The sequence below is a fragment of the Dyadobacter ginsengisoli DSM 21015 genome, assembly GCF_059568735.1.
This window is the reverse complement of the sequence record NZ_JCANTY010000004.1, coordinates 47,218-63,164: the sequence shown is the minus strand read 5'-3', so window position 1 is coordinate 63,164 and position 15,947 is coordinate 47,218. Positions and strand designations below refer to the sequence as shown.

Annotated in this window: 9 protein-coding genes; all 9 read right to left on the bottom strand. The window is 51.3% G+C overall.

The window, feature by feature from the left end; genetic code table 11:
- Nucleotides 1-82: 82 nt before the first annotated feature.
- Nucleotides 83-1,681: a RagB/SusD family nutrient uptake outer membrane protein gene (locus BP71_RS15450; RefSeq protein WP_496380703.1), complete on the bottom strand. Its 1,599-nt coding sequence runs from the start codon at nucleotides 1,679-1,681 to the stop codon at nucleotides 83-85.
- A 32-nt stretch (nucleotides 1,682-1,713) separates the two neighbouring features.
- A complete protein-coding gene (locus tag BP71_RS15445; RefSeq protein WP_496380701.1) occupies nucleotides 1,714-5,115 on the bottom strand; it encodes a TonB-dependent receptor in 3,402 nt (1,133 codons plus the stop codon).
- Nucleotides 5,116-5,347: 232 nt separating this feature from the next.
- Complete coding sequence (locus BP71_RS15440; protein WP_496380700.1) at nucleotides 5,348-6,427, bottom strand: FecR family protein; 1,080 nt, start codon at nucleotides 6,425-6,427, stop codon at nucleotides 5,348-5,350.
- 88 nt (nucleotides 6,428-6,515) lie between these two features.
- Nucleotides 6,516-7,097, bottom strand: a complete 582-nt coding sequence (locus BP71_RS15435) for an RNA polymerase sigma factor (RefSeq protein WP_496380698.1) — start codon at nucleotides 7,095-7,097, stop codon at nucleotides 6,516-6,518.
- 162 nt (nucleotides 7,098-7,259) lie between these two features.
- On the bottom strand, nucleotides 7,260-8,477 hold the full coding sequence (locus BP71_RS15430) for a purple acid phosphatase family protein (protein ID WP_496380696.1): 1,218 nt from the start codon (nucleotides 8,475-8,477) through the stop codon (nucleotides 7,260-7,262).
- 34 nt (nucleotides 8,478-8,511) lie between these two features.
- Complete coding sequence (locus BP71_RS15425) at nucleotides 8,512-10,251, bottom strand: RagB/SusD family nutrient uptake outer membrane protein (RefSeq protein WP_496380694.1); 1,740 nt, start codon at nucleotides 10,249-10,251, stop codon at nucleotides 8,512-8,514.
- Between the two features lie 15 nt (nucleotides 10,252-10,266).
- Nucleotides 10,267-13,881 carry a TonB-dependent receptor gene (locus BP71_RS15420; RefSeq protein ID WP_496380692.1) on the bottom strand — a complete coding sequence of 1,205 codons (3,615 nt, stop codon included), beginning with the start codon at nucleotides 13,879-13,881 and terminating at the stop codon, nucleotides 10,267-10,269.
- A 164-nt stretch (nucleotides 13,882-14,045) separates the two neighbouring features.
- Complete coding sequence (locus BP71_RS15415) at nucleotides 14,046-15,116, bottom strand: FecR family protein (protein ID WP_496380690.1); 1,071 nt, start codon at nucleotides 15,114-15,116, stop codon at nucleotides 14,046-14,048.
- A gap of 72 nt (nucleotides 15,117-15,188) precedes the next feature.
- On the bottom strand, nucleotides 15,189-15,776 hold the full coding sequence (locus BP71_RS15410) for an RNA polymerase sigma factor (RefSeq protein WP_496380688.1): 588 nt from the start codon (nucleotides 15,774-15,776) through the stop codon (nucleotides 15,189-15,191).
- Nucleotides 15,777-15,947: the final 171 nt, after the last annotated feature.

Sequence of the window (15,947 nt, the reverse complement as noted above, 5' to 3'; positions counted from 1 at the left end):
CCCCGGGAGGTCTCCTGTTTTAAATCCAAAAATATGTGTTTCCATGTTAACCCATGATGAATATTCACAGGTTATGGCACATCTACCAGCCGGGAGTCTGCTTGTAGGCACCGTTGCTGCGTGAAATCTCATCCGGGTTCATCGGCCATGCCATGTGCTTGGCAGCGTCGAATTTCCGTGCCGGCCATATTTCCTGGATTTTGTATGTCGAATTAGGATCCGTTTTGTTGTCGTGGATCCGGCCGTGCAATGGCATATTGATCTTGTCGATATCGCCCCAGCGTTTCAGATCGGCCAGGCGGTCGGTCCATTCGCAGGCGAGTTCGACGCGGCGTTCATGTTTGAGGTCTGCGAGCGTAGGCGTTGCAATAGGAGCGAGTCCCACGCGGGCGCGTATCTCGTTGATCGGTGCGGCAGCTTCCGCATTCTTGCCCTGCTTGATCAATGCCTCCGCTTTGAAGAGCAATATTTCGGCGTAGCGCATCAGCGGCAGGTTCAGACGGGTCGAAGGGCCATCCCCATTCTGGTTGATCATCGTGTTGCTTCCCGCGTTTTCGTTGCTGCCATAGCTGTACGGTTCCATATATTTCCGGATCTGGAAGCCTGAGAGACTGTTGGTAGAAAAGTAGGCGCGCTCTTTTCCAAAATAGGTGAATTTGTCGCCGAATTTCAGGATGGTTACTTCCCTTCTGGGGTCCTTTGCTTCATATTCCTCGTACAATTCTTCCGTAGGTTGGAAGTAGCCCCAGCCGTTGAAAATACCCCATCCCTTGTTTTCCAGCGATACACCGGGGAAGATCGATCCACCTTGTATACCTGAGTTGACCGACCAGATGTATTCGCTGGTCCAGTTGTTCTCGATGGTAAAAACAGCCTGGTAATTTGCTGCCGGAGTAGCTTTGCCGGTAATGAGGGCGCGGGCTCCCTCATTCTTGATCCTGTCCGCCAGCTCCGGGATTAATGCCCATTTGGAAGCGTCATATTGTGCCCAGTAAGCGTACGTTTTGACCATATAGCCCCAGGCCGCCGCTTTGTGGGCGCGTCCCTGGTCAGCCGGAGCGTAGGATTGGAACAAAGGCAGCAGGTCAGCCGCTTTTTGAAGGTCGCTGACGATCTGTGCGTAGTTATTGGTTACTGAAGGCAGCTGTGGCGGGATGCGTTTTCCGAATTCAGCGTTTTCAGGCCCATCAAAAGGTACGCCCAGGTCTTTGTGGCCCCAGGAGTAAGCCAGCCAGAAATGCGCGAATCCGCGAATAAAATAAGCTTCGCCCAAAGCCCGGTTTTTGACGGCTTCCGATACGCCTGTCGCCGTAGGAACGCCCTGGATCACCTGGTTGGCCTTGTTGAGCATCCAGTACACATCGTTCCAGCAATTGGCAATGGAACCTTCACGGCCGGTGATGTTGAAATTTTTGATGTTGTCGCTTTCGGCGCGCACGCGGCCGGTTACTACGTCGTCGCTCGCATTTTGCATCCAGAAGAGGTTCCGGCCCCAGGTATTTTCATAGCCCATGGGCGCATACATCGCCGCTACGGCCTTGTTGAGGTCTTCGTCGCTTTTCCAGAAGAATGCGGTGGTGGGCGATCCGTTGGGTTTGGTATCTACCCAGCTTTCCGAACAGGCGGATGCACTTACAGCCAGGACAATGGCAAGACCTGCATTTTTAATGATATTTTTCATATGTTGAAATCTTTGTTGGTCGAATCTTCCAGTTAGAATTTAAGCTTTACCCCAGCCGAATAAACTCTCGCTACGGGATACTGTCCGCCATCGAGGCCCGGTGCGGTGTAGCGGTTGTCGATCAGCTGGCTGCCGATTTCAGGATCCATTCCCGAATATTTGGTGAACGTTAGCAGGTTATCACCGCTCAGGTAGACCCGCAGATTCGCTTTACCCGGCAGATTCTTGAAAGTATAGCCGATGATGAGGTTTTTCAGACGCAGGTAGTTGCCGTTTTCCAGGTACCAGTCGGAATTGGTCGAGAAATTCCTGTTAGGGTCATTCGCACGGATTTTCGGAATGTCGGAATCGCGGTTTGTTTCCGACCAGGCATCCAGGATTTTGTCCCAACGGTTATATCCCTGCTCGGCGCCGTTCAAGGTCGACTGCTTGAATGCATTGAAGATTTTTACGCCACCGACTCCCTGAAAAAACAAACTGAGATCGAAGTTCTTCCAGTTGGCATTGGCAGTAATCCCATAGGTGATTTTCGGAAATGCATTACCCATGTACACGCGGTCGCTGTCGTCGATCTTGCCGTCCTTGTTCTCGTCCACGAATTTGAGATCACCCGCTTTGGCATTGGGTTGGATTCGATCTCCGGCAGAACCCACATACGCCGCAGCTTCTTCGTCAGACTGGAAAATACCTGCATTTTTGATTAGCCAGTAAGAAAAATACGGCTGTCCGACGGTCGAACGGAAGGGAACCAGAATGCTGCGCCATGCGTCGCCGTGCGTCCAGACGGAGTTAGGATTGGTGTCGATGTAATCCACTCGGTTTTTGAGCGTAGCAAAATTTCCGCCGATTTCGTATCCGAAGTCGCCCAAATTGTCGCGCCAGCTGGCGGCAAATTCAAATCCTGTATTCCGGATCTTTCCCTGGTTAATGAAAGGAGCACCGTAACCGTTGGTGTTGGTCCATTCGGTATCCTGTTGTTTGATCAGGTCATAGGTTACCTTATTGAAATAGTCGGCGGTAATCGTCAGTTTTTCCTTTAAGAAGCTCAGGTCGATCCCGAAATCGGTTTGTTGGGAAGTTTCCCAGGACAGCTCCGGATTGAACCTCGCATTCACATAGGACCCATTGCTGATCGGAGCGCCGTTGCCAACCTGGTAGGTCGTGTTCGGCGTCAGCACCGGGTAACCGTAATATCTTCCGATAGAACCGATGTTGCCGATGCGTCCCCAGCTGGCTCTGAATTTGAACAAATCAATCCCTTTTACATTAAAAAACGGTTCGGAACTCAGTTTCCAGGCGCCAGTGAAGCCCGGGTAGCCTTTGGCGCGGTATCCGTCGGCAAGGCGTCCGGCGATGTCGTAACGGTAGCTGGCAGTCACGAAATAACGGTCGGCCCAGCTGTAAGAAAGACGTCCCACGTAAGATGCGTTACGGTCTTTCCATTCGTCGTCAGTGGGTCTGTTTTGGTCAAAAACCGATGCATTGACAAAGAACTGCGCCCAATCCGCCTCGTTTTCAAAGCCACGGGCTGCAATGCTGAAATTGCGCTCGCCATTTTCCTGTGCGGTCATCGACACCATCGCGCCTACATTATGACGGCCGAAAACGCGGGCGTAATTGGCCGTATTTTCCCAGATCCAGTGATAACCGCGTCGGGTGGAATAGGAGAGCGTATTCTGATTGTTCGGCTTGCCGGGCTCCGTCCTTTTGGGTTCAAAGCTTTTCCAGAGCGCGCTGTTCTGGCGGTAGCTGAAACGGCTTGTGTAACTGAGGCCCGGGATGATTTCAGAAATACCGAGCTCGGTCACGGATTGCATATCGTTGCTTTTGTTGAAGGGACGGTTGCGGAGCAGCGTTCCTACCGGACTGATGGCGTCACCATGGATACCCAGGTATTGCGAATCGCGGGGGCCAACACCTCCAAAACTGCCGTCGTCATAGTAAGCGGCGGCCGAACGTGGCATGTAAATGGCCGACAGGACGGTCCCACTGTAGCCGCTGGTGGTTCCGGTGCCGCGGTTGTCGTTGTTATTGTAAAAAAGCTCCTGACGCAGTTTGATCTTATCCGTGAATTTGTACACCGCATTGAAGCGCACAGATAGGTTTTGCGCATAGGTGTTGATCAGTGTACCCTCGTCGCGCTCATAGCGTCCTTGCAAAAGAGTCGAGAATTTATCGGTACCTGCATTGAAGCTCAGGTTATGGCGCTGGATCACACCCGTTCTGAAAATTTCGTCGATCCAGTCGGTACGCGTCACCTGCGCGTATGGGTTCTTGGTGGCATCCCAGCCATCCAACGGAGCAAGGCCTGCATTGGTGTAAGCCAGGTTGGATACTCTGGCTTCATCCTGCGCATTCAATGACTGCGGTAGTTTCCAGGCATTTTTTATGCCCATAAAACCACTGTACTCGATACTGGGCTTGCCCTGGGCCGCCTGGCGCGTCGTGATGAGGATTACACCTGCCGAACCCGAGAATGCACCATAAATGGCCGCGGATGCGGCATCCTTCAAAACGGTGATCGATTCGATGTCGGCCGGGTTGTAGGGCGCATTGGGAACGCCATCCACGACGTAAAGAACGCTTTCACCCCCACGCGAGCCAGTTCCGCGAATCGTAATGTTGGGCGACTGGTCCGGGTGACCGCCGTTGCTGATCGCGGTTACACCGGCCACTTTCCCCTGGATCATACTTCCCACATTCAAAACCGGACGGTTTTTGATCTGGTCCATGTCGGGTACAGTGGAAACGGCGGCCGAGAGGTCTGCTTTTTTCGTGGTACCATAACCGATCACGACCACTTCTTCCAGCGATTTGGTATCCGTGAGGAGCGTTACATCGATTTCGGATTGATTAGCCACATTTACTTCCTGCGCAATGTAGCCCACGAAGCTGAAAATCAACTGAGCTTCCGAACCTGGGATTTCAATTTCAAATGCCCCCGTCGCATCGGTGGAGGTTCCGAGCTGTGTTCCTTTGACCACAACACTCACACCGGGAAGAGCCTCCCGGGTGTCCGATGCGATGACCTTCCCCCTGATGAGCCTGTCGGTTTCTTCTTCATTACCCAATACATCGAAAAGGCTGGTCGGGTCATTGGTAGCAGGCTTGGTTGCCTGTTTTTTGTTGAGGATAATGTAATCTTTCGAAACCGAATAGCGGATGTTGAGGGGTGTCAGCAACTGTTCGAGCACTGCTGAAAGTCGTTGATTTTCCACTGCGAGGCTTACCCGCTGGTTCCGTACGAGCGACGGGACATAGGAAAAGCGAACGCCGGTGGATTTTTCCAGCGTGGCGAGGACCTGGCGTAATTCCTGTCGCTCGGCTTTGAGGGTTACGGGGCGCTGCAACAACTCCTGCGCCAGTCCGTTGCTGGCGATCGAGAGACTGCTGAAGAGCAGGGTCAGGATAAATGGTATGCATGTAATTTTCATCACAGTCACCAGGTATGTTAGTGGTAGACTACATTTTTTCATAAATTTCCAATGGTTTTGATGATTTCTGGACAAAGCCCTCCCGTGCTCCGATTTTGGCGGAACTGTCCTTTTGTTGAAATGAACCGGGAGAATCAAGCCGGTAATGCTGTAATCATTGCCGGCTTTTTAATGAATTTCTGTCAAAGTTTAGCCATAGCGTCGAAGGGTTGGTTTGGTGAGAGGAACGTGGTTATTCGCAGCCTTGTCCCGAGATCACGACCTGTCCGTCGGTGATCTGGTAGCTGGCTTCGATGGTAGAACAGATAATTCCCAACTTTTCGAAAAAGGGCTCATCCCGCAGCGTCACGCGCAGGTAGCAATTGGCCATGCGTGTGGAATCATAAACCACTGGTATTCCGTAGGTTTCCTGTAATAACTGGAATACTTCCGCAACGGGCTGATTTTCAAAAGTAAAATTCGGTTTTATTTCGGGGTGCGCGATGGCTACCGGGTTTTCGGTAATGGTTTTGGATATCACGGGCCGCTCTGTTGTAAATACGGCCTGCTGGTTGGGCGTGAGCATTATTTCCGGTGCGGATTCCCTTCCGTCAAGGTCTTTGGCCTGCATCACCGCCACTTTACCCGTCCGCACGATCACCTCCACCCGTTTCGATGATGATTTGATGGTGAAGCTTGTGCCGACTACCCTTGTAATGAGGTCATTGGCATATACAAAAAAAGGATTGGACTTATCTTTCCGGACTTCAAAGAACGCTTCGCCGGTCAGGAAAACTTCTCTGCGATGATTCCGGACAAAGGCAGGGGCATAGCTGACGGCAGCTTCCGGCATCAGCTGTATGGTACTGCCGTCGGGCAGGGCAACGGTAAGCGGTTTCTGGCTGTGGTTCTTTACTTCTTTCAATGGAACTGCGGAGCCGGAAACGTAACGGGTATACGTATAAGGGCTTCGCTCGAATGCATTGTTACCGGAAAGCAGCCATCCGATGCCCACTAACACCAGCACCGCGGCGGCGGCATACCACCACCGGAGCTGAACGAATGGGGACTTACGGGTGGGCAATGCTCTTACCGATTCGCCCAGGATCCTGTTTACCTCATGATCGAGCTCCTCATGCGTCAGCTCGCTGGGTTGCTTCTCCCAGGTGAGGATCAATTCCGCCGCCTGATCCATTAATGCGCGCTTCTCGGGAAACTCGGCTTTGAGTTTGCCCCAGAAAAAATCCGTACGGGGTTGACCGCTTTTCACCCACAACCGGAAATCATCGTCGGTCAGAAAATCTTCCAGATTGTAATGATGAAATGGGTGCATTGCTTCAAATGAAATGTGTTCTATAAGTATAATCCGCCGAGGGGGTCAGGATCATGGAAGAATGAAGAAAATTTTTTAAAAATTTACATCAATGCCCTTTCACGAGCATCAGAAGGAGCAGGCCGGCCAGAAGAAGCCATTTCTCGCGGAACATTTTGAGTGTTTCGTACAGAAGGTTGGCGGTGGCGGGGCGGGAGATGTTCAGGATCTCTGCAATGCGCTCGTTAGACAGATCCTGGTAGAATTTTAAATGGATGATCTCCTGCTGGCGGGGCGTCAGGGACTGGATAATATGCTGAATGCGTGAAAGCTTTTCCGCAGCAAACTCGGTCAGGATCAGTTCGCTTTCGATGGAATTGGCCGTTTCGTGAAAATCTTCCGGGGTATGTTCCATGGCCAGAAAAATTTCGGAGCGGTTGCTGTTTTTGAGGATGCGGTTACGAAGGCTGGTCAGCAGGTAAGGTTTGATATGATCGGTTTTACCGAGGAACGCCCTTCTTTCCCATAAATGCAGGAAAAGGTCGTGCACCATGTCTTTCAGCATATCCCGGTCGCTGACAAATCGCCGGCCATAGTCGAAAAGGGGCCGGTAGTAATTCCGCAACAGGCTCTCAAAGGCAATAGGATCGCCTTCCCTGAACTTTTGCCAAAGTACCGAATCCTCTTCCAACGAAAAATGGGTTATGGTGCAAAAGCAAATGTACCATTTTTCTTTGTTGGCAAAAATCTGGCAGGCACAAGGCAAATTATTTAATGTTGAGATAATATTTTGAGCCCCTAACGGATAAAAAGACAGGGGGCGGCAAGCGGATGCCTGCTGCCCTCTGAAGCGTTACTTGTTCTTTTTAGGAATCAGGAATTTGCCGACAAGCTCCCCGTCATCGCGGATCATTTTCAGATCGAGCTGTTTTCGGGTGGCGTGGAGCTTGATCAGCGTCCTTTTGCCTTCCAGCGGGCCTCCTCCGATCACGATGGGCCAGTTGTGGTCGGCATCGGGTTCGTGCGTCATGTACCGGTGCGTGTGGCCGGAGATCTGCAAATCGATTTTCGCCTTGTTCAGGACCGGTCCGAATTGGGTGCGGCAATGCAGGGTCCCATGCCAGTCGCCCGAGTGGTAGGGGGATATGTGGATCAGCAGCACGCGGAAATCCGCCTTTTTGAATTCCGGAGATTCCACTTCTTTTTCCAGCCATTTCTTTTGTACCTCCCGGTACCGGTCGAATGCCGACAGTCCGCCGTATTCGACGCTGTCGTCTGTCTTGTCCTCCCCCGAATCCAGCACTACAAAGCGCACCGGCCCGCGGGTGAATGCGAAATAATATTTGTTTTCAGGATAGGCATAGTACTCAGGGATATGACGGGAAAAGCTTCCCCTGCATTCGTGATTGCCCTGTGTGAGCAGGAAGGGGAATTCGCTGGCAAAAATGTCCACCGATGGCTTGATCAGGTGGTCGACCATCTGCTGTTCCTCGGTCACCCAATCGAAGCAATCGCCGTTAAAGACCACGAAATCGTAGTCACGGGTATTGCCGGTGTAGCCATGGCGGTACAGTAGCTGCGGGATGATCTGCGGACGGTCGTGAATGTCGTTGAACACCACCATTTTGAATTCGTCTTCATTTTGTCCCCAGGTTTTGAAACCGAACATCGGGCTGGCAATCGTTTCCCCGAACTCGACTTTGGAACCTTTGTAACCCAGTACTTCGGTGGACACGATCTTGTATTTGTGCTCCGTGCCTGGTGTAAGGTTGGTCAATGTGACCTTATTGATCCGGTTGTTCGCCTCGATTAGTCCATTGTTATAACCAAACTCCCGCTTGCTGGTGTAGGTACCTGCACCATACTCCACCCAGCTGAAACAGTTTTTATGGGTGATCCACATGATCGTGACCTCATCGGTACCCATATTTTGCAAATAGGGCCCTGCCACGAAATGATTCTTTTCTTCGGTAGTCGATACTACCGCGGCTTGCGCACCGGCCAGGGGTAATAAACTCAGCGCCCCGATCCGGGACATCTTTTCAAGAAACGACCTTCTGTCTGAAAGCATAAAATTAAGGGTTAGGAACAGTCAAATCAGCTTATTATTCCCAGTTCGGATTTTGCGTCAGGTTGGTATTCAGCAGACGCTCCTGCTTGGGGATCGGGTAAAGATAATCCCTGTTTTCGATGAATTTCTTGGTGATATGGCCATTGATGACCATGTTGCCGCCCTTCGCACCGTTTTCCAGTAAGATTTCACTGCCGAGTTTCAGAAGCTGAGCACCTTTGATATCGGGTTTGGTACCTTCGTAAATCACGAGGTCTACCTTGCCGTTGCGGTCGAGGTCGTATTCGCCCGGGCCCGGGAAGTACATGCCTTTGTATTGTTTGGTCAAAATCTGGCCCTCTTTCCACCGAACGACATCGTCCCAGCGGAAGAAGTTTTCCATCACCAGCTCGATACGTCTTTCGCGGCGGATTTCGAGGATCACGCCCAGGTTTTTACCGGTAATCTGGGTGTATTGCGCAGCCTGGTAGGGATCTGGTTTGGTATTAGCCTGCTCCAAGCTGATATTCGGCATGCCCACGCGGTCACGGATAGGCTTGGTGGAAATGTCCAGGTCGGCTTGTGTCAATGTGCCTTTTTCGGCTTTGGCTTCGGCATAGTTCAGCAACACTTCGGCGTAACGGAACACGGGCATATCGGTGATGTCTTTCGAGAACGTATCCCACTTGGGGGCCGACACGAACTTGATGAGCTGGTAACCGGTAACTGTGGCCCCGAATTCCGGTACGAGCTGCGCAGTTTCACCGATACGGGTGTATCCAGGTGTACGGATGGTCTGTGCCAGGCGTGGGTCCCGGTTCTGGACTTCATCGTAAAACTGCATCGTGTCATACCCTTTCTTGTCGGTGAAACGGGTGCCGTCGGCCATCAGATAACTGTTTACGAGCTTCTTTTCCAGGCCGGGGCGGCCATATGACGCCGTCATGGTGTAGTAGTTCAGGTTGTGGTAAACCTGTAATTCGTCGCTGAAATCGCGGGCAAGGATCACCTCGTCGGGGATCGCATTGTCGGAAGAGAAGAGCTTCAAGTAAGCTGTGCCCGGTGTGGCTTTGTAAATCGTGTAGCCGCTGTTCTTCATCAGATCCTCCGAAGCGGAGATACATTCGTCGAGGAATTTGTCGGCATTCGGCAGGTTGTATTCCGGATGGTATTTGCGGAAAGTTCCTTCAAACAGGGCGATGCGGGATTTCAATGCCAACGCGGTCCATTTGGTAATGGTCGTGATCTGCCGGCTGGCATCGAGGTTGGCGATGGCATAGTCGATGTCGGCCATTACGGAATCCATCACGAGCGTGCGCGGGTCGCGGGCTTTGGTAAGCAGTTGCTGATCTTCGAGCTCGATGGTGGTCGAATACCAGGGCACGTCGCCAAAGCGCTTTACTTTTTTGAAATAGAAATAAGCGCGGAAAAAGCGGGCAAGGCCATTGTATTTGGCGACCGCCTTTTTGTCCGGGCATTTACCGGAATTGGCGAGAAAATAATTGATGTTCCGCAAATCGGTCCATTTCCAGCCGTTTACGTCGGTGTCGGTCACGGGGACGATCCGGGTTCCCTGCAATTCATCGCGCAAACTGGTTTTAACGATATTGTCTACGTCCTCATTATACACATCTTCTGCGGTGGGCAGCGCGCTGTAAAAGGAGTTGGTATAAAGCAAAAGATCGTTTTCCGTATTGAAGAACGTCTCCGGCGAGATAGCGTCCTGTGGGAGCTGATCCAGATCACAGGCCACGAGGCCCATGGAAATGGCTATTATGCTAAGTATTTTTTTCATCAGTATGGATGCCTTTTAGAATGTGATGTTTAAACCGGCAGAAATGGTTTTAGACATGGGGTAGGTGCGACCGTTGGTAGCATCGCCATCGAATGCCTCGGGATCGATGTACTTCGAGCGGAGTGGCGTATAGGTCAGCAGGTTCTCGCCGCTGATGTACACACGGGCTCGCGGAATGCGAACGAGTTTGCTGATCTTTTCAGGAACCGTATAGCCGATCACGACATTTTTCAGGCGCAGGTAGCCCACATTCTGAATGTATCGGTCGTTGGGGGAATTCAGGTCCCCGCCGGCGTTCAGGGCGGTGTAACCACGCAATACAGGGAAGTAGGCGTTCGGGTTTTCGGGCGTCCAGATGTCGCTGCCGAAATCTTCCGGAATGAAAGAATAGTATGGCCGTGAATAAGGACCCCAGAACTTGTCGGCGTTGTTCCCCGGATACCAGTTCTTGCGGAGGATCCCCTGCGCCAGTGCAGAGATGTCAAAGCCATTCCAGGATGCGCCCACATTGATTCCGTACCGGTAGCGAGCGCGGTTGTTGCCGATCTTTTTCATGTCGCCATGGTCGGCCAATGTGTTGGCTCCCTGGTCGATCTTGCCATCGTTGTTCAGATCCGCGAATTTCAGGTCACCCGCCTGCAATTTGCTCCAATCACCGGGGGCGCTCAGGCGCTGCTTGTTCACAATGGTCTGGTCCACTTTGTAAGCTTTTGCCTCCTCGTTGCTCTGGAACATCCCATCGATCTGGTAGCCCCAGACCTCACCGATCTCCTGGCCCACGTAGGGATTCGACAGTGTCTTGTTGGGATTGTCATATTTGGTCACCTCTGATTTGGAGTCCGATACAACAAAGGACACATTGTAGGAGAGTGGCTGACCGGCCACATTAAACCGGTCGGCCCAGCTGAGCGACAGTTCGAAGCCCTTGGTCTGAATATCGCCCGCATTCTGGGTAGGGACATTGGCACCATAAACCGACGGCAATACCTGGCCGGGAACAAGAATACCGGTGGTATTGCGGATATATCCGTCGAAGGAAATGTTCAGGCGGTTTTTTAGCAAGGTAGCGTCCAGGCCGAGGTTGGTAGTCGTAGCAGATTCCCAGGTCAGTCCGGCCGAAATAGGCGCCGGGCTGCCCACATATTGCAGCTTCTGACCGTTGGTAATCCAGGTCGATTGCGCCGTCGGCATCATCGAGATATACGGATAGAAGCTCGCTGAGGTTGGATTGTCGTTGAACTTCGGAGGTAACTGATTACCCAATGTCCCGTAAGATGCGCGGATTTTCAGGTTGCTGACCGCATTGCGCGCCGATTCGAAGAAGTCTTCCTCGCTTATCCGCCACCCCGCAGACACCGACGGGAAGAAACCGTTGCGGCGGCCGCCACCGAAACGTGAAGTTCCGTCCAGGCGACCGTTGACTTCGAGCAGGTATTTACCCACGTAATCGTAGTTCGCGCGGAAAAATGCACCAAAAAGCTCGTACTCGTAAGCGCCGCCACTTACGAGCTGTTCGCCGGTTCCAAGGTTCAGGTCGCTGATGTTTTCCGAAAGCAGGTTCTTGCGTGAACCGGCCAGTACCTGGTGTTTGCGCGATTCATAGTTGATACCCGCCGTCGCGCCGACATAATGCTTGCCGAAAGTGTGATTGAACGATGAAAAGACGTTGACTACATTCTGAGGATCGAACCAGAATGTCTTCTTGAGCTGGTCGGTGTTGTAGTTCGGAACAGTGGTCATGACGCCCGGCTGGATGGAATAGGTCGCAACGGCGGAGCGGTACCAATCGTCGGTAATGTAAAATGAATAGGAGTGGTTTGCCGTCAAATTCCAGTTTTTAGCCAGATTCAGTTCCACCGTGTTGATGGTCGTCAGCTCATGCACTTTTTGCTCACCGCCTGCAACACCTTTCAAAAGATTGGCAAACAAACCATCGCCAATGGAATAGTTATTTTTCAGTGTATTGTAAGTCGGTGTGCCGTCGGGGTTGCGTGGCGCGTAAATTGGCAATGCGTGCACGGTAATGGCTACGAAGTTGGCATTGGCCCCGTTTTCCAGACCCGGATATTTGTATCTCGAATCGAAGTACTGGGTATTGTTGCTCACTTTCAGCCATGGGGTGAGTTGTGCATTGACCTTGCTGCGCAGCGTATACGACTTGAAGTTGTCGGTATTGATGCGCATAATACCGTCCTTCGAAAACAGCGAACCGGATAGAAAGTAATTGACTTTGTCGGTACCTCCCGAAAGGTTCACATTGTGTTGCTGCGACGGCTGCTTCATGTCGAAGATTGTGTTCCACCAGTCGTAATTACCATAATAGTTGTAAATGTCCTTGCCATTCACATTTTTCACCACCACCCAGGGGCGGGCCGGATTTTCGGTTTTGTCGTAGCGACGTGCTTCGATTTCCTTATAATCTTCTTCTGAATAACGGGTGTAGCTGTTGCCGGTGGCACGGGTGAAAGCCTCGTCGTTAATTTTTACATATTCATAACCATTGGTCATGAAGTTGGTATGGATCGTTGGTTTCGACCAGCCGAAGTTGTTGCTGTAAGAAACGGTAGTCTTACCGTTCTTCGCGGTTTTGGTAGTAACCAGAATCACCCCGAATGCACCCCTCGCGCCGTAAATGGCCGATGCGGCTGCGTCTTTCAGCACCGATACCGATTCGACGTCGCCGGGATTAATGCGGTTGATGTCGCCCGGGATACCATCTATCAGAACCAATGGAGGGGCGCTGCCGCTGATCGAAGTTTCTCCGCGGACGTTCAATGCCCCTCCTTTTCCCGGCTGGCCCGTGCTGAATGTGATGTTCAGGTTAGGTACCATGCCTTGCAGGATCTGAGACATATTGTTCAAGGGTCTGTTTTCCAGGTCTTTGGACTGGACCTGCGAAACCGCGCCGGTGAGGTTGACCCGTTTCTGGGTTCCGTAACCGACGACCACAAGTTCTGATAGTGCTTTGTTATCGGCCTGCAAAGTCACATTGATATTGGTACGGGTGCCGACCACGACTTCCTGTGATGTATAACCTACGAAGCTGAAAACCAATGCTGATTCTACATTCGGAACGGTGATTTCAAACTTTCCGTCACTATCCGTGGTCGTACCTTGTGAACTGCCTTTCAGGACAATGCTGACGCCTGGTAGCGTACCCTGCCCGTCCGACGACGTTACGGTGCCTTTTACCTGTATTTCAGTGGGCAGTATGTATTGCTGTAATTTCTCTTCCAGGTCCGGAATGATCGATTCTTCCTTGCTCATCCGGTTCTTCGCCAGTATAATCTGGTTGTTGATCACCCGGTAATTGATCCCGCGAGGGGTCAGGAGCTGGTCGAGCACACTGGACAATTTCTGGTTCTTGACCTCGATGCTGACATTTTCCTTCACGGAAACCCGGCTACTGTACACAAAGCGGGTATTCACTTTGGCCTGGATCTCGTTCAGGGCCTGTTTCAGTGAAACATTGCGGAGACTGATCGTCATGTCTCTGGTCAGGACAGACTGGGCCGCAGTTTCCTTCGCATAGCTGCCGGCTGCGAGCGAGACGGCAAGAATCCATTGAAGCAGTCCAATGCGCATAATTTTTCGCCAGTCGACCGGCTTGTTACGTACTGTTTTTTGCATAATTTTGATTGTCTGATGGTTAGGCACTATTGGATAAAACATCCTTTTGAAACGGTGGTACGATGAAAAAGGATGGTATTTTGGGCCGGGTAGTGGTGGTACACTTCCGGCCTTTTTTATGGCGGGACAGATGGGCAGTTCATAAAATTTAATGGGTTAAAAGGTTATTCACATGGTTCTCCGGTTATAGAAATGGTGTTATCCGAGATGGTGTAGGTGACTTCCAGTGAAGCGCAAAGGACTTCCATAATGCTCGTAAATGATTGAGACTCGAAGTTTGCCGTCAGGCCGCATTTGGCCAGGGCCGGATTGGTTAGCGTGATCGAGACGTTGAAGCGTTTTTCGAGCTGTTCGATTACCCTGTTCAGCGGCGTTTCTTCAAATACAATGGTAACAGGCTCGTAAATCTCCTTTTTGGCCTGAGGAGGCAATGCTTTGTAAGTCAATCGCTTGGATCCCAGTTCGAACAATGCCTGTTGCTGCGGTTTCAAGACCACCTGCTGCCGGTCTGATTTCTCGTCCGGCGCAGTTACCTGTACGCTGCCCGTCAGTACATCTACCTGAAATCTTTTCTGGCTTTCAATTGCCTTGACATTGAAACTGGTGCCGAGCACGCGAATGACCATTTCGCCGCTTGTGATATGGAACGGCCGTGTTTTATCCTTTTTGACGTCAAAGAAACCTTCACCCGAAAAGACGACCATCCGCTTATTGTTGGCAAATGCGGCGCGATAGGTAATAGTGGCCTTCGGGCGCATGGTAACGATGCTGCCGTCCGGAAGCTTGTGCCGGACTAGCTGATTGCCGGTGTTTTCAAATGTGGTCAGCGGCAAAGCTTGGGTTGTATCTTTTTTGCCTTTTACTGTAACCTCGGGCAGTGAGACGGTCCTTAAATTGACGGCCAGGTAAACGCCCCATACAAAAGCGATGGAAGCCGCAATACCCGTCAGCAAGCGCCACGGGAGTGCCCGCCACGGGAGTGCCCGCCACGGGAATGCCCGCCACCGAACAGCCTGCGCCGGTCCTTCCTTTTCCCCGACATTCAAGTCCCGCCGGATATTCCCGAATGTCTCCTTTCGTATTTCATCCTGTTCATCGTCCGGAAGATGGTCGAGGTACCGCATTTCGCCCTGCAGGGACGCATACCAGGCTTCAACAAGTTCTTTTTCTGCCTCGGTGCATTGACCGGACAGGTACTTTTCGAGCAATGCGGGCGGAATACCGTTTGGCTTCATGAGATCGGGGATAGTAACAACCCAGAAGTCGCGCGGCGGAAGGGTAACCCTTAGTAGTTTTTGAAAAAAAAATTAACAGAAAGGGAAAAGAAGCAAAACGCAGATCATGTGCTCCTTCAAATGCTCTTTCAGAATGCGGAGCGCCTTGGTAATGTGTTGCTCGACCGTCTTTTCGGAGATGTCGAGTTGCTCGCCAATCTGTTTATTGGAAAGCCCTTTGCGGCTGAGGACAAAAACTTCCTGGCATTTGGGGGAAAGCAGGTGCAAGCCTTCCTCATAGCGTGTCTGGAGATCGGAAGCGAGGGTAGGCTGGTCGGCGAAATCGGAGTTAGCGGGCCGGTGGATTTCCCATTGCCCGTAATGGTGCTGGCGGGTATATTCTTTCCGGTAAAAGGAAATGATAAGCCGTTTGGCAATCGTAAAAAGAAATGAACTGCATGAAACCACCTGCTGGCGGCCTCTTTGCTGCCATAGACTCACAAAAAGTTCCTGCACAATCTCCTGTGCCGTAAAGCGGTCGTTGACTTTGGAATAGGTGTAGTTGAACAACGATTTGAAATACCTGTTGTAGAGTTCTTCAAACGCCAGCTCATCGTCCTGTTCACCAATCAGTGTAAGGATATTTTCATCGGAACAGGTTGCGTAAATATTGTTCATCATGAAGATAGCCTTTTAATAATCAGATTATGATTGCTGGAAAGCAGTGCAAAATTCGTACTTAAATTTGTGACGTGAGTATTTAACCAGATTAAGTAATCTCACTCTTTTTTTTACTTTCTTAATATAAATTTAACATTTCCCGGACTACGACGGTAAAATATTTTGTAACTA